This is a genomic window from Bacillus sp. F9_6S_D1_P_5 (assembly GCF_054823925.1).
Window position 1 is genome coordinate 26,541 of sequence record NZ_JBTREW010000005.1, and the last position, 23,003, is coordinate 49,543.

The window sequence follows — 23,003 nt, forward strand, 5'->3', positions numbered from 1 at the left end:
TCATATTATCTCGAATTCAAGATTTATTTCAAATTTTTTACTGTAACTTTTTTAGTAATTGTAATAATTGATGTTGCTCTTCTACATTTAAATTTTGAAACTGCTCCGCTTGGAATGTTTCTTGAGGCGGAACGATTTCTTCATATAAAGCTTTTCCCTTTTCAGTTAACGAAATATATTTTGTAGTACCCTCTTGTTCACGACGAATCCACTCCAGCTGCTCCATTTTATTTAAAAGCTGTGTAATATTTCCCTTCGTAACAAATAGCTTATTTCCAAGCTCTTGCTGCGTTAAACGACCATGTCCTCCAACTTGGGCTAGTACATCAAACTGAGCGGCAGATACATTCCATTCTTTCAAATGCTGATTCGTCTCACGAATACTTTTGTTATAAAAACGTGATAAACGAAACCATAATAGTAATCCGAGCCTATCTTCTGTTTTCATTTCATCACCTCGCTCGTTTCATACCATTAGTTTAGAACTAAACTTCATAAAAGTCAATCGCTTACTTATAGTAATCAACAAAAAAGCACAGCGCTATTTCTCCACTATGCTTTACATTAACTTTCTATTTTTATATTCATCTAGCTTCCTCTCCGCGAACTTTCTCGCATCTTTCTCAATCCATCTATCTTCGTACAATTCACTTCCAACATACAATACGTCTCTCTTATGTTGCATCGCATGGCGAAATTCATGCAGTAGTGTTTTGAGCACTTGCTCATACTCTTCCCACATACAAACAAAAATTAATTGTTTTTCTTTATGATAAAAACCACCTACTGGGAATAAGAATTCCTCTTCTTCTTCTCCTAATGATAGAAGCACATGGTTCGCATCACACGTATCACAAAAAATAACTGGCGTTTTACATACTTCAATCAATGAAAACAAATCGTCTCTAAGCCTTTTGACATCCCAAGGAAGCTCCGAATCCAACACATACCAATTCTCCACCTGTTGATATACATTTTGAAACTGGAGTCCCATTTTTCTATATTCCCCTTTCCAAACTCCCTTTTCCTATATGTATGCCACAATATGTAAAATATTAAACATATCCTTCTCTATCAAATAACAACTACTTATTAATTCCTCACCAAAAAGGAATCTATTTAACGATAGATTCCTTTACGATAACACTATATAAAATGCGCTTTTACACATCAATTGTTAAAAATTTAGTTCGTCTTCGTATCCCACTTAAAGATTTTATTTAAAAATTTATATACATTCTTTGACTCTTTCGTCAGAAGTGGACCTAAGATGGATAGTATAAGCACGTATAGTGCTGAGAATGGTTTCAGTACTGACATTAAACCCCCGGCGATACCGATATTGGCCATAATGATGGAGAATTCTCCTCTTGAAACGATTGTTAATCCAATATTTGTTGACGCTTTATGAGATAATCCAGCCTGTCGCCCTGCAATCATTCCCGCTACAAAGTTTCCGATGATTGTAAGAAGGACAGCACCTAACGTTAACCATATCGCTCCGCCTAATGAAAACGGATCAATACTTAATCCGAAACTGAAGAAGAAAATAGCTCCGAAAAAGTCTCTAAATGGAACAACAAGGTGTTCAATTCTGTCACTATGCTCTGTCTCAGAGAAAACTAACCCTAAAAGAAGCGCTCCAATTGCTTCGGCAACGTGAATTGTTTCTGAGAAACCTGCAATAAAGAATAACGAAGCAAATACTACAATAATGAAAATTTCATCCGAACTAATATTAAGCAATTTATTTAATAACGGTGTCGCCTTTCTAGCTACAATAAAGAATAGAAGCATGTATCCTAAAGCAATCCCAATTGAAGTAAGAGCACCTAGGAAGGAAGCATGATCCCCTAGAACTAAACCAGAGACAACTGATAAATATACAGCCAGGAATATATCTTCGAACATAATAATTCCTAAAATTAATTCGGTCTCATTATTACCAGTTCTTCTTAAATCCACTAACACCTTTGCAACGATAGCACTAGAAGAAATCGTAATAATACCCGCAATAATTAAGATTTCTAGTAAAGGGAATCCCATTATAAATCCGTATAATAATCCAAGTGAAAAGTTAATTAAAATATAGATCGTTCCGCCAATTGCAATAGAACGTCCAGATTTAATTAGTTTTTTCATCGAAAATTCTAGTCCTAGATAGAACAGAAGGAACAGAACCCCAATCCGTCCAAGGAAGGAAATGACACTTGCACTTTCAATAAACTTGAAATCGATAACACCTATTGTCGGCGCATGTGGTCCCACTAACATCCCAAGAACAATTAGAAACGGAATTACTGAGAATTTAAACTTTCCAGCAATTACTGCCGCAATTGCAACTAATACTAACGCTGTACCAACTTCAAAAATTAAAGTATCCATCTAGTCAGTCCCCCTATTCGAAAGTAACTCATTAATAATTTTTTTAATTTCTTCTCTCTCGCCTGAAACTACAAGCATATCGCCTTCTTCAATTACTGTTTCTGGCCCTGGATTAAATAGCTTTTTCATATTCTTTTTCATAACTGCAATGATTGTTACGCTATATGTTTTTCTTATCTCAAGATCACCGATTGTTTTTCCAAGTGCTGGAGCAGCATTCTCCACTTTAAACCATTCAATCGCTAAACCTTCAAAGACCATTTCAACATTTTCTAACGCTCTAGGCTTGTATACCATTCCGCCTAATATTGCTGCGATTTGTCTTGCCTCTGAGTCACGTAATGAAATACTTGAGATACTTTCTTCATGGTCTGAATCAAAATGATACATTTCTCTACGCCCGTCATCATGAATAACAATCACCATCTTTTCGTTACCTTTCGTAACGATTTGAAACTTATAACCAATACCCGGAAGTTCACTTTCTCTAATATTCATATTTAGCTCCTCCACAACATTTTTATTTAAATTTTCTGTTTTTCTGTCTTTTATTCATCCAATCAATTTTAGAAATTCTAACCATTCAGGATACCTATGAGTTGGAAATCTTTTATTGTAATAATAAGTCGCTCCTAAAAAGATACTTAAAGATGTAATGATAAAAAATATATTACTTCTCATTTTCAAACTTTTAAGGCTTACATTCAATAAAGATTCTTCTTTCAAATTATCCCCTCTTCCTCGCTTTACATTTAGTTTTTTAAAATGTAAATAATTCTAAAAATATTATTATGTAACATAATCATAACATAAAATACGTTTATGTAACATAATTTTTTAGAAAAATTGATTCTCGTATATTTTTTGCATATAATTTTCTTATTACGGAAAAAAGGAAGTGTATTATATGGTTGATATCTTTAGCAGATTCCTTGAGGTAACGAATAATATTTTATGGTCATATATTCTTATTGCAATGCTAATCGGCTTCGGTCTTTATTTCTCTTTTAAATTAAAATTCGTCCAAATCACTCATTTACGTGAGATGGTCAGTTTAATTAGTAAAGGATTTAGTCAAAAAGAAAAAAAGAAAGATAGCATTTCTCCATTCCAAGCATTTTGCTTAAGTGCGGCAGCACGTATCGGTATCGGAAACTTAGCTGGTGTAGCATTAGCCATTTCAATGGGTGGACCTGGCGCAGTATTTTGGATGTGGTTTATCGCTATCCTTGGAGCAGCTACTAGTTTCGTAGAATGTACGCTCGCGCAAATCTATAAAGTAAAAGATGGAAGCAGGTTCCGTGGTGGACCAGCATATTACATGGAAAAAGGACTAAACAAACGCTGGATGGGTGTTTGGTTCTCACTTCTTATTACAGTTGCGTACGGATTAATTTTCAATTCTGTACAAGCAAATACAGTAACAATCGCATTTGAAAATGCTTTTGGACTAGAGCGAACGATCGTAGGAGCTCTATTAGCTTTATTAGTTGCAGTTATTATTTTCGGTGGTATCAAAAGCATTTCACGTATTACAGAAATGATTGTTCCTCCAATGGCAATTATTTATATTGGTGTAGCAATTTTCGTCGTTATTAACAACTTCACTATGTTACCAAGTATTTTTACAGAAATATTTAACAGCGCATTTGGTTTAGACCAAGCTATCGCTGGTGGTATTGGAGCAGCAATCAAATTCGGGATTCAGCGCGGTTTATTCGCAACAGAAGCAGGTATGGGTAGCTCTCCTAACGCAGCAGCAACATCAGATGTATCTCACCCTGTAAAACAAGGACTTGTTCAAGCATTAGGTGTTTTCGTAGATACATTCTTAGTATGTACATCAACAGCGTTTATCGTATTATGTTCTGGACTTTACAAAGGATCGAATTTAGAAGGTATTGAATTAACACAACAAGCATTAAGCTCACAAATTGGACCGTGGGCAAGCACTTTCCTAGCGATAATTATTTTCCTATTCGCGTTCAGTTCTTTACTAGGAAACTACTATTATGGTGAAACGAACATCGCATTTATTAAAGAAAGCAAAACATGGTTAATGATTTATCGCGTTGCAGTTGTCGGAATGGTATTCTTCGGATCAATCGCTGCCCTTCAAACAGTTTGGAGCCTAGCTGATTTATTCATGGGACTAATGGTATTCACAAACTTAATTGCCATCTCATTCCTTAGCAAATTCGCCTACGCAGCATTAGTAGACTATATTAAGCAAAAGAAACAAGGAAAAGATCCTGTTTTCGTTGCAAGCTCTATCCCTGGTTTACAGAATACAGAGTGCTGGGATGGACAGGATGTAGAAGAAAAACAAAAGGCTGTGTAATAATTAAAAGCGGAGGCGGCTCGTCCAGAATCGCAGGACACTTCAAGCTCTCGACCTTGAAGCGCTTTTTGCTTCGAGCGAGAGAGCGAAATGACCGGAGATTCTAGCCGATGGAGCTGAACATCATTAAAAGCAGAAGCGGCTCGTTTAGAACAAAAGCTATATATCAGAGCAAATCCCTATTACTCCACAGTAATAGGGATTTTTATTTACAACAGTTCATAATTTGTTCAAATTAATTCCAGCAAAAGGGTTGATTTATACGAATTACTAGATTATAATAATTATAAATTAGTAATTGATATAACATAATAACTCAAAAGGAGATTGATCATAATGAACAAACAAGTAATCGAAGTATTAAACAAACAAGTAGCAGACTGGAGCGTTTTATTCACAAAATTACACAACTTCCATTGGTACGTAAAAGGACCTCAATTCTTCACATTACATGAGAAATTCGAAGAGCTTTACACAGAATCAGCTACTCACATCGACGAAATTGCAGAACGTATTTTAGCAATCGGTGGTAAACCAGTAGCAACAATGAAAGAATACCTAGAAATCTCTACTATTCAAGAAGCAGCATACGGAGAAACTGCAGAAGGGATGGTCGAAGCAATCATGAAAGACTACGAAATGATGCTAGTCGAACTGAAAAAAGGCATGGAAATCGCTCAAGACTCTGATGACGAAATGACATCTGACCTACTACTAGGTATCTACACAGAACTAGAAAAACACGCTTGGATGCTACGCGCGTTCTTGAATCAATAATAGATTTAAAAGCGGAGGTAGCTTGCTCAGAATGTGAGGGGGATGGAGCTTTTGACGTAGAGGCGCTCTTTGTCTCGCAGGAAAAAGCGAAGCCACCGAACATTCTAGCTACCGGAGCTGGATATTATGTAAAAGCGGAAGCGGCTTGCTCAGAATCGCAGGACATTGGAGCTCTCGACCTTGAAGCGCTTTTTGCTTCGAGCGAGAGAGCGAAATGACCGGAGATTCTAGCCGCTGGAGCTGGATATTAATTAAAGCGGAGGTGACTTGCTCAGAACAGGAGGGCATTGGAGCTCCTGACGAAGAGGCGCTTTTTGCCTCACAGGAAGGCGCGAAATGACCGACTGTTCTAGTCACCGGAGCTGGATAGATTAAAAGCGGAAGCGGCTCGTTCAGAGTCGCTTTTTTATGTAATGGTTGCACTTAACGGTACACGAAATTATATCAACGATTTTTCAAATATATCGATCATTACCCGCAATATATCAACGATTTTTTCATTATATCGATCATTACCCGCAATATATCAACGATTCGACAAAGGATATCAATTTACCGACAGATCACGACAATATCAGCACCACTCTTCCCTACTCTTATCAATATATTACAATCTCTTTTATGTTAAAATATAGGAAACACCCTTTAGTAAAATAGATCCAAAAAAGCTTTTCCATATTCATCATTTACTACTTAAATGGCGGGAGTGGTTCAGTTGAAAGACTACTTAATTAGAGCATTTTTTGCGTTAATAACGGTTGGGATTGTCTTACTTATAGCTAATATTTTCAATATACGTATCGAGGTGAAAGACTATGCTTTCCTCGTTGTTGTAGCAATTGGTGGCGGCTGGGGTGGCTGGTACCTGTATAAAAAACAAAGTAATCAAAATGATAAAGGCATTCCAAAGTAATACGGAATGCCTTCTTTTATTGCCGTCTATAATAAATAATAAAATTCAAACCGCTAATACAACCAATCGCAATAAACATGCTAAAACTCTGTGCATCCCCAGCTAGATTATACTCATCAACGATAAACCCAGTCATAAACAACGTGATCGCTGAAACACCGATACATAATATCGAAATGAACCAAAGAGAAAATTCATTAATTAGCTCTTTCTTCTGTGTTGAAACAATTAGCATAACAAGAATAGCTGCTGCTAAAATACTTTTAAAAACCGGCCTTAAAAATACGAACTCCTCCATCTATTTCTCCTTTTCCCAAAACATTACATCTCAACATTAACATATTTAACCAAATTAAAAACACATGCCTTTTCAAGATAAAATGACATGTGTTTCCAAAAATATCTATAAAATTGTATTATGATAACTGCTTCCACTTCGTTCCTAAAACAGGACGCTCATAATTTTGAATTGCATGAATTAGTTTATCTGCCGTCTCAGCTGAAACGATCAACTCTTTATTCGATGGATTCATAAACCCTTCTTCCACTGCGCGTTCAATCATTTGCAGAATTGGTCCGTAAAAGTCTTTTATATTCAATAAACCAACCGGCTTATTATGTATACCAATTTGTGACCAACATACTACTTCAAATAGCTCTTCAAACGTTCCGTATCCGCCTGGCAGTGCGATAAAAGCATCCGCAAGTTCTGCCATTTTCGCCTTGCGCTCGTGCATCGTTTCTACTTCAATTAGTTCTGTTAATCCTGTATGCACAATTTCTCCTCGGAATAAACCACGCGGCATAACACCTGTTACACGCCCGCCTAAACGAAGAACTTCATTTGCTACTTCTCCCATTAGTCCAACGCAAGAACCACCGTATACAAGCTCATAATCGTTTTCAACAAACATTTTCCCTAATGCTATTGCCTGCTCTTTGAATTCTGGTCTCTCCCCTAAATTGGAACCTGCAAACACACAAATCTTTCTCATTCCTACACCCCAAGACTATATATTGTTATGATACAATGAATATTGTACAGCATATTGAAGGGATGAGGAAGAAATGGATATCGTCGCATTTCAAAGATGGGTGGAGGAATTTTACGAAAAACGAAGCTGGTCACAGTATAATTCCTTTATTCGCTTAAATTTCTTAACAGAGGAAGTTGGGGAAGTTTCACGCGTTGTTCGTGCCATCGAAATTGGCCGTGATCGTCCTGATGAAGAAGCAAAAACAGAAGAAGAGCTAAAACAAGAACTAAAAGAAGAACTTGGTGATGTACTATCTAATCTTATTATTCTTTCGCAAAAATATGATTTAGACTTACAAGACATTATGGACGCACACGTCACAAAGCTTTCGAAAAGGTTCGAGACATCCAAATGAGAATATTATCAATTATGGTATAATATTCTTGTCACAATACTAAGGGGGATTTTATGTTATCTAAAAAATTGCACGACGCACTAAACGATCAAATGAACTTTGAGTTTTACTCTGCCCACGCTTATATGGCGATGGCTGCTTACTGTACAGCCGAAAGCTACGATGGATTCGCTAACTTTTTCCTTGTACAAGCTGAAGAAGAGCGTTTCCACGCAATGAAGCTTTACAACTATATTAATGACCGCGGTGAGCGCGCTATTATTACTGGATTTGATAATCCGAATAACGAATATGAATCTGTACTGAACGCTTTTGAAGTAGCACTTGAGCACGAGCGTGAAGTAACGAAACGTATTTACAACCTATCTGATATCGCTTGGGATGAGCGTGAACACGCAACAATTACATTCTTAAAATGGTTCGTCGATGAGCAAGTAGAAGAAGAAGCTTCATTCGATAGCATCATCCAAAAATTAAAACGTATTACAAGCGATTCAAACGCATTATTTATGCTAGATGCTGAATTAGAGAAACGTACATTTACGCCTCCAGCTGAGTAGTATTTCAATCACCTTAATAAATGTATTAAGGTGATTTTTTTATTTCTTCTCTCAGCTCAATAACCTTAGCCAAATCCTTCTTATAAAACTTTGAAACCTTTTCAACAAAGTCACTGCTAGTAAAAGTTCCATCCCCTTCTTCTACTATGCTTAAATATCCATGTATGAATTTCAAAAAGGTTCTAGCATCTTCTCCGGTTAATTGATCAATGTTCTCTATAATCTCATCAAACTTCCTTAAACTATCCGCTTCTTTCAACTTCATTCTCCCTCCCTGTATTATTTATCATACCAAAATAAAAAAGCCGTTCATCTCCTAAATAAGAGATAAACGACTTCTTTACTATTTATTAAAGCATAACCCCAACGATAATCGCTGATAATATACTTACTAACGTTGCACCGTATACAAGTTTTAATCCGAATGATGATACAACATTTGCTTGTTTGCCATCGATACTCTTCGTTGCACCTGCGATAATTCCGATTGATGAGAAGTTCGCAAATGATACAAGGAAGATAGATAAAATACCTACTGTACGAGCTGATAAATCACCAGCTACTTTACCAAGGTCAAGCATCGCAACGAATTCGTTCGTTACTAATTTCGTTGCCATAATTTGTCCTGCTGTTAGCATCTCTGATGTTGGGATACCCATTACGAATGCTAACGGTGAGAAGATATATCCTAAAATGCTTTGGAATGTGATGCCGAAAATTGAATCGAATACACCGTTAATTGCTGTAATTAATGCTACGAAACCAATTAACATCGCCGCTACTGTTACAGCGATAGAGAAACCAAGCATAATATATTCGCCTAACATTTCAAAGAATGTTTGCTTCTTATCTTCTTGCAATTCTAAAATATCGTCTTCTTCTTTTACTTCATATGGATTAATGATATGAACGATAATGAATCCACTGAATAAGTTTAGGACAAGTGCTGTTACTACATATTTTGGATCAATCATTTTCATATAAGAACCAACGATTGACATTGATACTGTTGACATGGAAGATGCACAAAGTGTGTATAAACGATTTTTCGGTAATTTGCTTAGTTGATCTTTTACTGTAATGAATACTTCCCCTTGACCAACAATTGCAGCTGCTACTGCATTATATGATTCTAGTTTTCCTAAGCCGTTAATTTTACTTAATAGGAAACCGACTGCACGAATGATAATCGGTAATACTTTAATGTGTTGTAAGATCCCGATTAGTACCGCTAAGAAAATAATTGGTAATAATACTGTTAAGAAGAATGGTGCTTGTCCATCATTTGCTAGACCACCAAATACGAAATTAACCCCTGCTTCCGCAAATTTTAAAATAGCGCCAAACCCATCTGCAATCCCTTTTACTAATACAAATCCGACCTTTGTATTTAGTAAGAAATACGCAAGCACCAATTGAATGACAAGCATAAGTGCAATTGGTTTATATTTAATTTTCTTACGATCTGAACTGATAAGGAAACCTAGTACAAATACTACAAGTAAGCCAACTAAAAACATTACGATTTTCATATGTGAATCCTCCACTTCTCCCACGAGTTATCGGTCGTATAACGTATAACGAATGACGTCTGACCATTGATGTTAAAAAAATTTAAAACCCCTAAATACTATTCAACTGTCATCTAAAATCAGTAAGCGTTTACATAAATTGCAATTTATAAAAGGTAGCTTCTTCTCTCCTACCATACTTGAAAGTCTGAAATTGATACCACCTACAAATCAAATTGTAAGCGTTATCTAACCAGAATGCAATATAAATTTTAAAAGATTTTTATATGTTAATATATTCCTAATTAATTGGTTTTTTCATGCAAATTTACCATAAAAAATAGCCCTAGCTATGAGCTAGGACCCTCTTTTTTATAACATAACACCAACGATAATCGCTGATAGAATACTTACTAATGTCGCACCGTATACAAGGCGTAGACCGAATGATGATACAACATTTGATTGGTTTTCATCGATACCTTTCGTTGCACCTGCGATAATTCCGATTGATGAGAAGTTCGCAAATGATACAAGGAATACAGAGAGAATACCAACTGTACGAGTTGATAAATCACCAGCTACTTTTCCAAGATCAAGCATCGCAACAAACTCGTTTGATACTAATTTTGTTGCCATAATTTGTCCTGCTGTTACCATCTCTGCTTGCGGGATACCCATTACGAATGCTAATGGTGAGAAAATATATCCTAAAATAGCTTGGAATGTAATTCCGAACATTGAGTCAAACAAGCTATTAATTGCTGTAATTAATGCTACGAAACCAAGTAACATCGCTGCTACTGTAATCGCGATTGTGAAACCAAGCATAATATATTCACTTAACATTTCAAAGAATGATTGTTTTTTCTTATTTTCTAATTTCAGTGTATCTTCTTCTTCTGTAATATCGTACGGGTTAATAATATGAATGATAATGAAACCACTAAATAAATTTAATACAAGTGCTGTTACTACATATTTCGGTTCGATCATTTTCATATAAGAACCAACGATTGACATTGATACTGTCGACATGGAAGATGCACATAATGTATATAAACGATGTTTTGGGATTTTACTTAATTGATCTTTTACCGTAATAAATACTTCCGCTTGTCCAACAATGGCAGCTGCTACTGCGTTATATGATTCTAGTTTTCCTAGACCATTTACTTTACTTAACAACGTACCAATAGCACGAATAATTATCGGTAAAATTTTAAAGTGTTGCAGAATTCCGATTAAAACGGCAAAGAATACGATTGGTAATAACGCTGTTAAGAAGAATGAAACCTCTCCTTTATTAACAAGACCGCCAAATACGAAAACGATCCCAGCTTCCGCATATCCAAGAAGCGCGCCAAATCCATCTGAAATTCCTTTTACTAAAATATAACCAACTTGCGTATTTAATAAGAAATAACTTAACGTTAGCTGAATAACAAGCATGATTGCGATTGGTTTATACTTAATCTTCTTTCGATCGGAGCTTATAAGAAAACCGAGTATGAATACAACGAGTAATCCTACAGGAAACATAACAAACTTCATTAATAAAATCCTCCATTTAACTCTTCATTAACGTTGAACGTCTGACCACTCAAAATAAGAAATAATCCGAACTTTCCATTTCTCCTCCAAAACCTTCAATCGGATAGGAAAGATCATAAAACCTCTTGTTTCAAAGGCATTTTCCATTCTAACATAAATTACAACTCATATCCGCAATTTTCTTAAAAAAATTACATTTTATTATAAAACATTCATGAATGTTCGTCTTTTACATTTCAAAGTAAACTTTAACCGACCCTCACAAATAGCGGAATAAAACAAAAAAATGAGCATCAAGTTTCACTTGATGCTCACCTCATTATACTGCTTTTTCTTTATCAGCTACTGCTGGCTTATCCCAGCACTCTGTATTGTTCAAACCTGGAATAGACTCCGCATAGAATACTGGATCTTTTCCCTGTTTCTTTTGTTTCACATAATCTGATAATGCCGCGAAAGCATACTTTGAAAGGAATACGATTGCTACTAAGTTAATAACAGCCATAATACCCATGAATAAATCTGCTAAATCCCAAACGATTTGAATTGTTGCTACAGATCCTAACATAACCATACCAAGCACAGCAATGCGGTACGCTGTTAATAACACTTTACTTCCATTTAAGAATTCAATATTTGTTTCACCATAGTAGTAGTTACCTACTAATGAACTAAATGCAAACAAGAAGATGGCAACCGCTACAAATATAGATGCCCACGGTCCGATATGTTGGCTTAATGCTTGCTGCGTTAATTGAATACCATTTAAATCAGCTGCATTATGCACATCTGATAAAAGAATAATAAATGCTGTACAACTACAAATTAATAATGTATCTGTAAATACCCCTAAAGTTTGAATGAAACCTTGTTTAACTGGGTGCGTTACGTTTGCAGTCGCAGCTGCGTTCGGCGCACTACCCATACCTGCTTCATTTGAGAATAATCCACGTTTTACCCCTAGTAAAATCGCAGCTCCTAATCCCCCACCTACTACTTCTTTAATTCCAAATGCATGTAAGAAAATCTCTTTAAATACATACGGAATTGCCGTAATGTTTGTTACAACAACGAATAATGCCACTGCTACATAAATAATTGCCATTACTGGAACAATCATTTCAACCGCGCGTGCAATACGTTTTACTCCGCCGAAGATAATAACTGCAAGTAAACCAGCCATTACAAGGCCTACTAATCTACTGTCTGTTTTGAATGCCCCATCAAAAGCAGCAGCTACAGTATTAGACTGTACAGCGTTAAAAATTAATCCGAAACTTACTGTTATTAAAACAGAGAAAATAGCTCCAAGCCAGCGCTTATTTAATCCTTTTTCCATATAATAAGCTGGTCCACCACGGAACGCATTCCCATCTTTTACTTTATAAATTTGCGCTAATGTGCTCTCTACAAATGCAGAAGCACCCCCAATTACCGCGATTAACCACATCCAAAATACTGCTCCTGGTCCACCTGCTGAAATTGCGATAGCTACACCAGCTAAGTTACCAGTACCTACACGAGAAGCTGTACTCATACAAAAAGCTTGGAACGATGATACACCGCTCTTCTCTTTTTGCGCTTTCCTCGTTTTCGAACTTGCCCCGTCCCCAAGCAATCGAATCATTTCACCGAAGTAACGAACTTGGACAAATTTCACACGAAACGAAAAGTAAAGTCCTAACCCAATTAACATCGCAATAATGACATATGACCAAAGGACATTATTTATATCCCCAATTACCTTAGCTAAAAAATCCATAATTGCATTGCCCCCTCTTCCTAACAATAAGAAAATTATATTCTAAAAACTTTTAGTAATCAAGAACTTTATGTTAGGTTTTATGACATGGTTACGTTAATTCTCTTAACATATATGTTTTTTACGTAAAAATATAACCCGTACGTGCATGTATCCAATACTCAATCACTCATCCCATTCGACCAGTCATACTTTTAAGACAGTACGTTCCCTACAAATAACAAGAGGAATGAACAAACAAAAATTATATTAATAATTACCTCTCACTCTTTTCATCATTTACTACAACAAAAAAGGCGAGCATCGAATTCATCTCGATGCTCGCCTTTTCATTATACTGCTTTTTCTTTATCCGTTACTGCTGACTTATCCCAACACTCTGTGTTCGTTAAACCAGGAATAGAATCTGCACTGAAGACTGGATCTTTTCCTTGTTTCTTTTGCCTTACATAGTCTGCCAAAGCAGCATACGCAAATCGCCCAAGAAGTGTAATCGCAATTAAGTTCGTGATTACCATTAGTCCCATAAATAGATCCGCCATATTCCATACAACTTGAAGCGTCGCAACAGAACCGAATAATACCATTCCAACTACCGCAATACGGTAAATTGTTAACCACGTTTTACTTTGTTTAATGAATTCAATATTCGTTTCACCATAATAGTAGTTTCCTAAAAGAGAACTAAATGCAAATAAGAAAATAATAATCGCTAAGAAGCTACTTGCCCATGGGCCGATTTGTGAGCTTAATGCATTTTGCGTTAATTCAATACCTTCTAAATTTGTTGCTTTATATGCACCAGAACATAGTACGATAAATGCTGTTGATGTACATACTAAGAATGTATCTACTAATACGCCAATTGTTTGAATAAAACCTTGTTTTGCTGGATGTGTTACATCCGCTGTGGCTGCCGCGTTCGGCGCACTACCCATACCTGCTTCGTTCGCAAATAATCCGCGCTGAATACCATATTTCATCGCAGCACCGATACCGCCACCTACAGCTGAATCTAAACCGAATGCACCTTTAAAGATTTCAGTAAACACATCTGGTATTAAATAGAAGTTTTTAATGACAACAAAAATAGCTACCGCAATATAAATAAGCGCCATTGGCGGAACAATCATTTCCGACATACGTGCAATACTTTTCACACCACCAAAAATAATAACCGCAACTAATGCAGCTAATGCAATACCAACAATATAACGCTCTAAACCAAATGCATTTTCAAACGCTAATGTTACTGTATTCGCTTGTACTGAGTTAAAAATTAAACCGTAACTAATTGTAATAAGGATAGAGAACCAAATTCCCATCCAACGTTTATTTAAACCTTTTTCCATATAATAAGCAGGACCACCACGGAAGCCACTGCCATCTTTTATTTTATAAATTTGCGCAAGCGTACTTTCTACGAAACTTGAAGAAGCCCCAATAATCGCAATAACCCACATCCAAAATACTGCGCCAGGCCCACCCATTGAAATAGCTAATGCTACACCAGCTAGGTTCCCGATACCAATACGAGCTGCTGAACTCATACAGAACGCTTGGAAAGAAGATACACTACCTTTTTTACGCGTCTTTCCAGTTAATCCATCACTCATTAGTCGAACCATTTCCCCTAAATGAGTAATTTGTACGAATTTCAATTTAATAGAAAAATAAAGACCTAAACCAATTAACATTGCAATAAGAATATATGACCAAAGAATTGTATTCGTTGATGAAACAAATTGCTCTAAAATATTCATACAATTAACCCCTCCTTTTCTCCATAAAACGAATTATATTTAAAAAACATTCAAAAATCAACATTTTTCGACAATTTGCAATTTCCAAATATTAGCCAGGCTCGCAGTAACAATATCTTTATGACTGCCCTCTCTCTAACTGCGCATACTAAAACAAACAATAAATTCACAAACAACCCCATTGACAAAAATACCAACCTGTAACTATAATGATTACAACAGGTTGTAACAAACCTAATTACAATACATTCATTCACTTTCAGATATACACTTTAACAAAACATTTTGGAGGGATTTATTATGAAAATCGGAATTATCGGAGCAACTGGTAAAGCAGGAAGTCGTATTTTAAAAGAAGCATTAGATCGCGGACATGAAGTAACTGCAATCGTAAGAAACGCTGCAAAAATTACAGAAGAAAACGTAAAAGTTTTAGAGAAAGATGTATTCTCTCTTACATCTAATGACCTGCAGGCATTTGACGTAGTTGTAAATGCATTCGGCGCTCCAGCAGGCGAAGAACACCTTCACGTAGATGCAGGAAATGTACTAATTGAAGCTATGAAAGGTGCTCCTAACACAAAATTACTTGTAGTTGGCGGAGCTGGAAGCTTATTTGTAGACGAAGAGAAAACAACACGTGTATTTGATACACCAGGTTTCCCGAAAGAATACCTTGCAACTGCTCAAAACCAAGGTAAAAACTTAGAAATTCTGCAACAAACAAACGATATTACTTGGACATTCATCAGCCCTTCTGCACTATTCGCATTAGGAAAACGTACTGGTTCTTACAAAGCTGGAAAAGATAATCTTCTTGTTAACTCAAAAGGTGATAGCTACGTAAGTTACGAAGACTTCGCAGTTGCAGCACTTGATGAAATCGAAAATCCAAAACACGTAAATGAACGCTTCACAGTTGTTTCTGAAGCTGAATAATAGAAAAAGCTCGTAAAACATAATGTTTTACGAGCTTTTTCTATTATTACACTTGTTCTAAACCATTTGGAGTAATCTTGAAGGAAATTTCTTTAAACTTTTTCTTATCCCCTTTTCCAACGAACTCACTATTTTTATACCAGCTTAAACGATCTGATTCTGCATGGTATGCTTTCACTACGTCTCCATACTGGAATGAGCTTCCATTTACTTGCTCAGCAAAATTCTTCGAAGTTTCTTGTCCTTCTGCTGTTACATGTTTTTTCTCAATCCCATTTTGATCATATAGCGTAATTCCCATGTATAATTCATTTTTAAAGTAGCTATGAATTTGTTCATCTGTATACGTTACATGTAGTTTCTTTTCTTCATGATTAAACGTTACAATTGAAGCAATATCATTGTAAAGACCTTGATAAACAAGACTATCTCCATACGTTACTTCTAAAGCTACTTCTGTTACTTTCTTGTTTCCAAAACGATCTTTCGTTTCTACTTTCACTGTTTGTTTACCAATGTTTGTCGTATCCGGTTTTTCTACAAAACCTACTACTTCTCCATCATTCACTTCAACAAACTTCTTCGCGTCTAACGTTTCGCTATTTGTTCCGATTACTACTTTTTGTGGCACGACTTTTACTTCTTGCAACATATCCATTCTCTCAAAGCCTTTTTCCGTCACTTTAAAGAATAGTTCTTTTGTCCCTTTTTTCTCACCTTGGCCAGCAAAATTATTATTTTGATACCATTTTAAGCGGTCTGGTTCTGCATGGAATACTTTCACTACATCTCCATACTCAAACTGCAGTCCATTCACTTGCTCTGCAAAGTTCTTTGAAGTTTCTTGCCCTTCCGCTGTTACACGCTGTTTCTCCGTTCCGTTTTGATCATATAATGTGATTCCCATGTATTGTTCTTTATCAAAGTATTCATGAATTTGTTCATCCATATCAGTCGCATGTAATTTCTTCTCTTCATGCTTTAATGTTACAACTGACGCGATTTCATTGTTATATCCTACATACGCAATACTATCTCCATATGTTACTTCTAACGGTACTTCTGTCACTTGCTTATTTCCAAACATATCTTTCGTTTCTACTTTTACCTTTTGTTCACCGATTTTTGTTGTAATTGGTTTTTCTACAAAACCGATTACTTCACCGTCTTTTACTTCAACAAAAGCTTTTGGATCTAACTTTTCAATGTTGGTTCCGACTACTACTTGCTGTGGTTTCGCCGTTACTTCTTGTAAACTATCTTTTAATTCAAATCCTTGCGGAGTAATCTTAAAGAATTTTTCTTTTTTATTTTTAGCTTCCCCTTGATCTGCAAGTTTATTATTTTGGTACCATTTCAGACGGCTTGGTTCTGCGTGGAATACTTTTACTACATCACCATATTCAAAATCCACTCCATTTAGTTCCAGCGCGAATCGTTTTCCAGTTTCTTGTCCTTCTGCTAATACACTTTTCTTTTCAATTCCATTTCGATCATATACCGTTAAGCCCATGTATTCTTCTTTTTCAAAACGGTAATGTATTTTATTATTAGTAAAGTTTACATTTAACTCTTTTTCATTGTGACGAAGCGTCACTGTTGACATTACATCATTTGAAATCCCTTGAAAAATGATACTGTCACCATAAATCCCATTAACTTGAACAGGAATTGAATTTTTATTTCCCTTCTCATCCTCAATTTCTACTAACACTTCCTGTTTTCCACCCTGTAATTTAGACCATACAATCTTACCTGTTACTTTTACATTCTCCCCTAAGTTTCGGACTAGTTTACTTGCTTGATTCTCATCAGAATCTGTACCAACTAAAAGGTTTTGCACCTCATTAACAGGTTCACCATACGGAACTTTATACGGTTCAACTTGCTTTTCACGAATATCATTACTATCTGTAGCTTTCCATATTTCTTTTTCTAATTTAGGTAACTTTAATTTTTCTATTTTCGCTTTAATATCATCATTTGGCGTTAATCCCCATTCCTCAAAGAAAGGAACTAAATTTTGCCCTGCCACTTTTGATGTCATATACACAAACATTTGCTTTTTCTCTTCATCAGAAGTAGGCATTTCACTCTGTGGTAACAAACGATAAGCTTGATGTAACCTAGGATAGAAATGTTCTCCATACACTACATTTAATTGCCAAAACATCGTAAGCGGATTAATTTCATCAATTACTCTTTCCGCAATAGGTCTTTGTAAATACTCAAATGATTTTTCATAATGTTCTTCCATGTCTAGTTTATTCCCTAATGCTTTTTGTACTGCTAAAGAATAAATGTTGACTGTTACTTCCCCAACAGCATCCCAGTCCCAAGGCCTTTGTTGATGTAAATGTCCAACTTCATGCCATGGTCCCCAGCCATCCTTTTCAAGCACTTCTATATCTAAAACTCTATTCATTGCGCTTGGAATATATGCTGTATGATAATTTGTTGCAAACATAAAGTCATCTTCATCCGGATTCCGTTTTTCAACGAACTGAACGTAATGATTTGGAGATTTCACGACTCCAATACCGTCCTCAGATAATCCTGCTACTGCATTTTCCAAACGAATAATCTTATCATGTAAATTCATTAACTTTGTTGGATCTGTATCGTTCATATGATCTTGAACAGCACTATAACTCGCAGTAATTAAACTTCTCTCACCTTTTAATTCCACTGCATAAGGATCTTTATATTTCTTCAACATTTCATCAAAATCTTTTTTCGTATGCTTACCTAAAATAAACAAAGGAAAGTGACTTCCACCATTCGTAACAGAAGCCGTTACCTCACCTTCGTCATTCATATTATAAAAATACAAAATACCACCATTTGATGATGAAATAACATTTTTACCAGGTTTTAAATCAAACTTTTCAGGATCCTTTTCATCATATGATCTTGTTCCTATAAAAGCTTGAATAGACTGCGTTCCTTTTATTTCAATTGTAATCTTTTCATTTGGCGCTGCATAAATTCCAGTCGGTTCGTTAACCGAAAGGTGAAAAGTTACTTTTAAGCGTTCTGTTTCCTTTTCTATATCACCTTTTCCAGGTACATGAAACGTCCTCTGCTCAAATTTATTCTCTGTAACCTCTTCTAATTTCCCACCTTTATTTTCTTCCAAAGGTGCTGCATATCCTTTCGATGCTTCGAAAGCTACTGGCGATAATAATGTAGATATACATATTCCAGCCACTAATACCCTACTCGTCTTTTTCTTCGACATAATCTGCGTCCCCTGTTCCTTTATTTAGAAAAACCACCCTATATATTCATTTAATAAGACATCCTATTATTTTTATAAAAACATTTAATGAATAGACTAACACCTCGCACACCTGTATCAATTACTACCGCATTCCTCTCCATGTATTCGCTTTCTTACAGAATAAAATTTTTATGTACTGTATCCTCCTCACTTCTCTCTACTTGTGATGAGTTCTCTGTCTACATAAAAAGAGAATAGTAAAAGATTTTCGGTCTTGTCATCTATACATGTATAAATACAAATAACAATATGAACTTACATTTTCTTCATATATGACCATCTATAGGTAGTTTTTCCAACTGAATTCTACACGCTTTCTACTTCGTTTGATAGCCTTTTCAATCCGAATAATGTTACAATTTTGTGAATACAATCCATTAATTGTAACGTTTGAATTTTAATATATTTATATTATTTCTAAATAGAGTTCAAACTGTATAAACAGTAATTTTATCCCGCATTTAATTTTTCCAATATAATTTTATCATTCATATAAAAAAAGCATTGGCACACGCCAATGCTTTTTCTTTATCTCTTTAGATTCGGTTTATGTGGTTCATTTGGAGTATGTGGTTTATTGTTATCATGACCATTTGTTGTTTTCCAACTTACCGATAACTCCGGACTTGTTTTTTCTTCACTACGCTCAAGTAATACAACCGCATTTTGAATCGTCGGTGTACCTTTATGTGCAATCCCTTGTAACTTCGTTAAATTCCCTAATACTTTAAAGCTAAATCCACCAGCTGGTGTTTGTTTCGGAATTAAAATGCGGAACTTTTCTCCTACATTAAATTCAGTTTTTGCTTCGCCTTTTTCATTTACAAACTTCGCGCCCGCTGGTGCACCTGTTGCTTGCACTTTATACGTTCCGCTTTTCGCGTTTGTTTCTACTGTGTACAAACCTGTTTCAAAGAAATCATTTTTCAACACTGCTTGTTGTTCTTCTGACGGCACGACGCTCATCGTAATTTCTTGTAATTCTTCACTAGCGCTTGCCTTTGCAACGATGTCTTTCGTTACTTTTTCTACATTTTTATTACGGAACTCTAAATCGTTAATATCAATTTGCTTTAACGCATTCCACACCGCAAGTTGCGTTGCGTAATGGGCATCTCTCCAATCAGAAACACCTAATTCTTGTGGGCTCTTCTGTGGATATCCGTTTAATAGTACACGGTACACATTAATATCCACTTTCCCCATTTCCGGTAAATCTTGACCACTTGGAGATTTCAAATCTACATTTAAACAAAAGGCAATTTTACCATCTGCTGTTTTAATAAGCTCTGTTCGAATTGGTTTCTTCTTTGACTTACTATAACTCCAATCCATCTGATACTTTGTATGATCCATAACTTCCGCGAATGCTTTTTGCAGCGGAAATAACACAAATAAAACACTTAAAAAAACAGCCAAAAGTTTGAACGATTGCTTTATATTCATGTTTACAGCCCCTTATGAAATAACAAATTTACTAATAAGTAGTATTTAGTTAGAAAAATTTTTTATGCATAAACAAAACAAAAAAGAGTGCAAACTGTTTGCACTCTTCTTCTCCACTATATGTTTAGAAATCAAAGTTATCAGGGTCTGGACCAACGCGGTGATTTTCGTTTAATGCGTCGATTTTCTCCATATCTTCTTTCGTTAATTCGAAATTAAATATATCGGCATTTGCAATGATTCGTTGTTCTTTCGTTGACTTCGGAATTGTTACAACTTCATTTTGAAGGTCCCAACGTAAAATGATTTGAGCTGTCGTTTTCCCATGCTTATGAGCAATTTCTTGCAATGTTTCATTATCTAACAATTGACCTTGCATAAGTGGTGACCATGCTTCCATTTGAATACCTTGCTCTTTACAGAAAGCTTGTAATTCTTTTTGTGTTAAACGTGGATGATATTCTACTTGGTTAATCATCGGCTTAATTTCTGCACCTGCTAGTACGTCTTGCAGATGATGAACTTGGAAGTTACTTACGCCAATTGCACGTACGCGTTCTTCTTTATAAAGTGTTTCTAACGCTCTCCACGTATCTTTGTATTTCCCTTCTACAGGCCAATGAACAAGATATAAATCTAAATAATCTAGCTCTAATTTTTTTAAGCTTTCTTCATATGCAGCAAGTGTCGTTTCATATCCTTGATCTGAATTCCACACTTTTGAAGTAATGAATAAATCTTCTCGAGAAATCCCTGCTTCTTTTATACCTTCGCGAATTCCTTCTCCTACCGCTTTCTCATTTCCATAAATCGCTGCTGTATCGATACTGCGGTATCCTGCTTTAATCGCCGATTTCACAGCTTCTACAAGTTCTGGTCCGTCTTCTACTTTAAATACACCTAAACCGAACCAAGGCATTTCTACACCGTTATGCAATGTTGTTGTACTTTGTAAATTTTTCATTATATTTTCTCTCCCTTATTTCACTTGATCTCTTTTTTCTAATGTCATACTCCACGCTGTTAAAATAACAGCCCCTGCTACCATGATGCCGCCTACCCAGGCCGTATGAATTAACCCTAACGAGTTCGTTACAATACCACCCAAGTAAGCACCAAGAGCAATTCCTGCGTTAAATGCTGCAATGTTAATCGCAGATGCTACATCAACAGCGCTAGGTACAAATCTCTCAGCCAATATAACGACATACACTTGTAGTCCTGGAACATTCATAAACGCGAATAGTCCCATGAAAATAATTGTGATGAGTCCAGCGACTTTAAACGGTGCTGTAAATGTTAAAACAAATAATACAATTGCTTGAATAAAGAACATGTAAAATAGCGCTTGAATCGGATTATGATTTGATAATTTTCCGCCAATCATATTCCCTATTGCAATTGCGATTCCGTACACTAACAAAATAATTGTAACGGTACTTGCTTTAAATCCTGTTACTTCTTGTAATAACGGAGATAAGTACGTAAATGTTACGAATGTCCCCCCGTACCCTAATGCAGTAATGATAAATACAAGTAATAGTCTTCCATTCGTAATCAGCTTACATTGATCGCGAAATGATACAGACGTACCTTTTTTTAAGTTAGAAGGAATTAGCATACTGTTGGCGATTAAGGCAACGATTCCAATTGCCACAATGACCATAAACGATGCTCTCCAGCCAAATTGTTGCCCAATAAATGTTCCAATTGGTACACCTGTAATGGTCGCAACAGTTAAACCAGTAAACATAAATGCAATCGCACTCGCACGTTTATTCTCTGGTACAAGCGCAGCCGCAATTGTGGATCCTATCGACATAAAAACGCCGTGTGCAAACGCAGATACAACCCTTGCGATAAGCAACACAGTGAAACTTGTTGCCACTGCCGCAATTCCATTACCAATAATGAAAATAATCATAATCCACATTAATAACGTCTTTCGCGACATACTAGCTGTTAATGACGTTAATACTGGGGCACCAAATGCTACTCCTAATGCATATAAAGAAACGGTTAAACCCGCTGTTGTAACAGAAACATGTAAATCCTCTGAAATAGATGGTAATAAACCGACACTAATAAATTCGGTTGTACCAATTCCAAACGCACTAATGGCTAGTGCTAATAAAGCAAACATACTTCTCCGATTCGTCTGTACTGCCGAAGAAGATACTGTATATGAATTCAATTGAACTCCTCCTTAATGCGAGAAATCCAATCATAATAGTATGAAAAAAGGCCTTTTTTCTTCTACAAAAATAACTTTACTGCTCATATATGCTATTATGAATGGCTTCACTCTTTTTTTGAAGAACGCACTTAAAAGTACGATAGGTACCAAAAAGTAACATAGGTACTTTTTAGTACCGTA

General features: G+C 35.9%; 21 protein-coding genes. 6 read left to right on the forward strand and 15 right to left on the reverse strand.

Annotated elements, in window-relative coordinates:
• Window positions 1-37: 37 nt before the first annotated feature.
• The 4 genes from ACUXEY_RS07950 to ACUXEY_RS07965 form a co-directional block, all read right to left on the reverse strand.
• Complete coding sequence (locus ACUXEY_RS07950; RefSeq protein ID WP_166702662.1) at window positions 38-448, reverse strand: MarR family winged helix-turn-helix transcriptional regulator; 411 nt, start codon at window positions 446-448, stop codon at window positions 38-40.
• 111 nt (window positions 449-559) lie between these two features.
• The gene (locus ACUXEY_RS07955) at window positions 560-994 is read right to left on the reverse strand and encodes a DUF3920 family protein (protein WP_166702663.1); all 435 of its coding nucleotides are present in this window, start codon (window positions 992-994) and stop codon (window positions 560-562) included.
• Between the two features lie 191 nt (window positions 995-1,185).
• Window positions 1,186-2,385 (reverse strand): cation:proton antiporter, encoded by a 1,200-nt coding sequence (locus tag ACUXEY_RS07960; RefSeq protein ID WP_000380218.1) that lies wholly within the window; start codon window positions 2,383-2,385, stop codon window positions 1,186-1,188.
• Entirely contained in the window at window positions 2,386-2,883 is a 498-nt protein-coding gene (locus ACUXEY_RS07965; protein ID WP_001026071.1) for a cation:proton antiporter regulatory subunit, read from the reverse strand.
• A gap of 409 nt (window positions 2,884-3,292) precedes the next feature.
• On the opposite strand from ACUXEY_RS07965, the gene ACUXEY_RS07970 reads away from it, so the two are divergent.
• The 3 genes from ACUXEY_RS07970 (at window position 3,293) to ACUXEY_RS07980 (ending at window position 6,416) form a co-directional block, all read left to right on the forward strand.
• Entirely contained in the window at window positions 3,293-4,726 is a 1,434-nt protein-coding gene (locus ACUXEY_RS07970; protein WP_166702666.1) for an alanine/glycine:cation symporter family protein, read from the forward strand.
• A 336-nt stretch (window positions 4,727-5,062) separates the two neighbouring features.
• Complete coding sequence (locus ACUXEY_RS07975) at window positions 5,063-5,503, forward strand: Dps family protein (RefSeq protein WP_048528223.1); 441 nt, start codon at window positions 5,063-5,065, stop codon at window positions 5,501-5,503.
• A 715-nt stretch (window positions 5,504-6,218) separates the two neighbouring features.
• Window positions 6,219-6,416, forward strand: a complete 198-nt coding sequence (locus ACUXEY_RS07980; protein ID WP_000656322.1) for a hypothetical protein — start codon at window positions 6,219-6,221, stop codon at window positions 6,414-6,416.
• A gap of 16 nt (window positions 6,417-6,432) precedes the next feature.
• On the opposite strand, the gene ACUXEY_RS07985 is transcribed toward ACUXEY_RS07980, so the two are convergent.
• On the reverse strand, window positions 6,433-6,714 hold the full coding sequence (locus ACUXEY_RS07985; RefSeq protein WP_144615196.1) for a hypothetical protein: 282 nt from the start codon (window positions 6,712-6,714) through the stop codon (window positions 6,433-6,435).
• A gap of 118 nt (window positions 6,715-6,832) precedes the next feature.
• Window positions 6,833-7,411: an LOG family protein gene (locus ACUXEY_RS07990; protein ID WP_461300433.1), complete on the reverse strand. Its 579-nt coding sequence runs from the start codon at window positions 7,409-7,411 to the stop codon at window positions 6,833-6,835.
• A gap of 73 nt (window positions 7,412-7,484) precedes the next feature.
• Between ACUXEY_RS07990 and ACUXEY_RS07995 the strand changes: the two genes are divergently transcribed.
• On the forward strand, window positions 7,485-7,808 hold the full coding sequence (locus tag ACUXEY_RS07995) for a MazG nucleotide pyrophosphohydrolase domain-containing protein (RefSeq protein ID WP_071758430.1): 324 nt from the start codon (window positions 7,485-7,487) through the stop codon (window positions 7,806-7,808).
• A gap of 53 nt (window positions 7,809-7,861) precedes the next feature.
• Entirely contained in the window at window positions 7,862-8,368 is a 507-nt protein-coding gene (locus ACUXEY_RS08000; protein ID WP_000949392.1) for a ferritin, read from the forward strand.
• A gap of 25 nt (window positions 8,369-8,393) precedes the next feature.
• On the opposite strand, the gene ACUXEY_RS08005 is transcribed toward ACUXEY_RS08000, so the two are convergent.
• The 5 genes from ACUXEY_RS08005 to ACUXEY_RS08025 all read right to left on the reverse strand — a co-directional run bounded on the left by ACUXEY_RS08005 (window position 8,394) and on the right by ACUXEY_RS08025 (window position 14,958).
• Window positions 8,394-8,627, reverse strand: a complete 234-nt coding sequence (locus ACUXEY_RS08005) for a hypothetical protein (protein WP_461300527.1) — start codon at window positions 8,625-8,627, stop codon at window positions 8,394-8,396.
• Window positions 8,628-8,718: 91 nt separating this feature from the next.
• Window positions 8,719-9,900: a NupC/NupG family nucleoside CNT transporter gene (locus tag ACUXEY_RS08010; protein WP_461300434.1), complete on the reverse strand. Its 1,182-nt coding sequence runs from the start codon at window positions 9,898-9,900 to the stop codon at window positions 8,719-8,721.
• Window positions 9,901-10,251: 351 nt separating this feature from the next.
• The gene (locus ACUXEY_RS08015) at window positions 10,252-11,433 is read right to left on the reverse strand and encodes a NupC/NupG family nucleoside CNT transporter (protein ID WP_461300435.1); all 1,182 of its coding nucleotides are present in this window, start codon (window positions 11,431-11,433) and stop codon (window positions 10,252-10,254) included.
• Between the two features lie 319 nt (window positions 11,434-11,752).
• Window positions 11,753-13,195, reverse strand: a complete 1,443-nt coding sequence (locus ACUXEY_RS08020; RefSeq protein ID WP_166702672.1) for an alanine/glycine:cation symporter family protein — start codon at window positions 13,193-13,195, stop codon at window positions 11,753-11,755.
• A 332-nt stretch (window positions 13,196-13,527) separates the two neighbouring features.
• Entirely contained in the window at window positions 13,528-14,958 is a 1,431-nt protein-coding gene (locus ACUXEY_RS08025; RefSeq protein ID WP_461300436.1) for an alanine/glycine:cation symporter family protein, read from the reverse strand.
• A gap of 300 nt (window positions 14,959-15,258) precedes the next feature.
• On the opposite strand from ACUXEY_RS08025, the gene ACUXEY_RS08030 reads away from it, so the two are divergent.
• On the forward strand, window positions 15,259-15,897 hold the full coding sequence (locus ACUXEY_RS08030) for an NAD(P)-dependent oxidoreductase (RefSeq protein ID WP_461300437.1): 639 nt from the start codon (window positions 15,259-15,261) through the stop codon (window positions 15,895-15,897).
• 46 nt (window positions 15,898-15,943) lie between these two features.
• Here ACUXEY_RS08030 and ACUXEY_RS08035 read toward each other — a convergent pair whose 3' ends face one another.
• The 4 genes from ACUXEY_RS08035 to ACUXEY_RS08050 form a co-directional block, all read right to left on the reverse strand.
• Complete coding sequence (locus ACUXEY_RS08035; RefSeq protein WP_461300438.1) at window positions 15,944-19,138, reverse strand: putative mucin/carbohydrate-binding domain-containing protein; 3,195 nt, start codon at window positions 19,136-19,138, stop codon at window positions 15,944-15,946.
• 570 nt (window positions 19,139-19,708) lie between these two features.
• Window positions 19,709-20,626, reverse strand: a complete 918-nt coding sequence (locus ACUXEY_RS08040; RefSeq protein ID WP_166702675.1) for a thioester domain-containing protein — start codon at window positions 20,624-20,626, stop codon at window positions 19,709-19,711.
• 124 nt (window positions 20,627-20,750) lie between these two features.
• Window positions 20,751-21,590 (reverse strand): aldo/keto reductase, encoded by an 840-nt coding sequence (locus tag ACUXEY_RS08045; protein WP_429602309.1) that lies wholly within the window; start codon window positions 21,588-21,590, stop codon window positions 20,751-20,753.
• A gap of 15 nt (window positions 21,591-21,605) precedes the next feature.
• A complete protein-coding gene (locus tag ACUXEY_RS08050; RefSeq protein ID WP_461300528.1) occupies window positions 21,606-22,769 on the reverse strand; it encodes an MFS transporter in 1,164 nt (387 codons plus the stop codon).
• Between the last annotated feature and the right edge of the window lie 234 nt (window positions 22,770-23,003).

Bases quoted from the DNA above. Each gene is read 5' to 3' on its own strand.
- ACUXEY_RS07995 (WP_071758430.1), top strand. From the start codon at position 7,485: ATGGATATCGTCGCATTTCAAAGATGGGTGGAGGAATTTTACGAAAAA.
- ACUXEY_RS08000 (WP_000949392.1), top strand. From the start codon at position 7,862: ATGTTATCTAAAAAATTGCACGACGCACTAAACGATCAAATGAACTTT.
- ACUXEY_RS08035 (WP_461300438.1), bottom strand. From the start codon at position 19,138: ATGTCGAAGAAAAAGACGAGTAGGGTATTAGTGGCTGGAATATGTATA.
- ACUXEY_RS07960 (WP_000380218.1), bottom strand. From the start codon at position 2,385: ATGGATACTTTAATTTTTGAAGTTGGTACAGCGTTAGTATTAGTTGCA.
- ACUXEY_RS07975 (WP_048528223.1), top strand. From the start codon at position 5,063: ATGAACAAACAAGTAATCGAAGTATTAAACAAACAAGTAGCAGACTGG.
- ACUXEY_RS08015 (WP_461300435.1), bottom strand. From the start codon at position 11,433: ATGAAGTTTGTTATGTTTCCTGTAGGATTACTCGTTGTATTCATACTC.
- ACUXEY_RS07990 (WP_461300433.1), bottom strand. From the start codon at position 7,411: ATGAGAAAGATTTGTGTGTTTGCAGGTTCCAATTTAGGGGAGAGACCA.
- ACUXEY_RS08025 (WP_461300436.1), bottom strand. From the start codon at position 14,958: ATGAATATTTTAGAGCAATTTGTTTCATCAACGAATACAATTCTTTGG.
- ACUXEY_RS08020 (WP_166702672.1), bottom strand. From the start codon at position 13,195: ATGGATTTTTTAGCTAAGGTAATTGGGGATATAAATAATGTCCTTTGG.
- ACUXEY_RS07970 (WP_166702666.1), top strand. From the start codon at position 3,293: ATGGTTGATATCTTTAGCAGATTCCTTGAGGTAACGAATAATATTTTA.
- ACUXEY_RS08045 (WP_429602309.1), bottom strand. From the start codon at position 21,590: ATGAAAAATTTACAAAGTACAACAACATTGCATAACGGTGTAGAAATG.
- ACUXEY_RS07955 (WP_166702663.1), bottom strand. From the start codon at position 994: ATGGGACTCCAGTTTCAAAATGTATATCAACAGGTGGAGAATTGGTAT.
- ACUXEY_RS08010 (WP_461300434.1), bottom strand. From the start codon at position 9,900: ATGAAAATCGTAATGTTTTTAGTTGGCTTACTTGTAGTATTTGTACTA.
- ACUXEY_RS08050 (WP_461300528.1), bottom strand. From the start codon at position 22,769: ATGTTTGCTTTATTAGCACTAGCCATTAGTGCGTTTGGAATTGGTACA.
- ACUXEY_RS07965 (WP_001026071.1), bottom strand. From the start codon at position 2,883: ATGAATATTAGAGAAAGTGAACTTCCGGGTATTGGTTATAAGTTTCAA.
- ACUXEY_RS08040 (WP_166702675.1), bottom strand. From the start codon at position 20,626: ATGAATATAAAGCAATCGTTCAAACTTTTGGCTGTTTTTTTAAGTGTT.
- ACUXEY_RS07950 (WP_166702662.1), bottom strand. From the start codon at position 448: ATGAAAACAGAAGATAGGCTCGGATTACTATTATGGTTTCGTTTATCA.
- ACUXEY_RS08030 (WP_461300437.1), top strand. From the start codon at position 15,259: ATGAAAATCGGAATTATCGGAGCAACTGGTAAAGCAGGAAGTCGTATT.
- ACUXEY_RS07985 (WP_144615196.1), bottom strand. From the start codon at position 6,714: ATGGAGGAGTTCGTATTTTTAAGGCCGGTTTTTAAAAGTATTTTAGCA.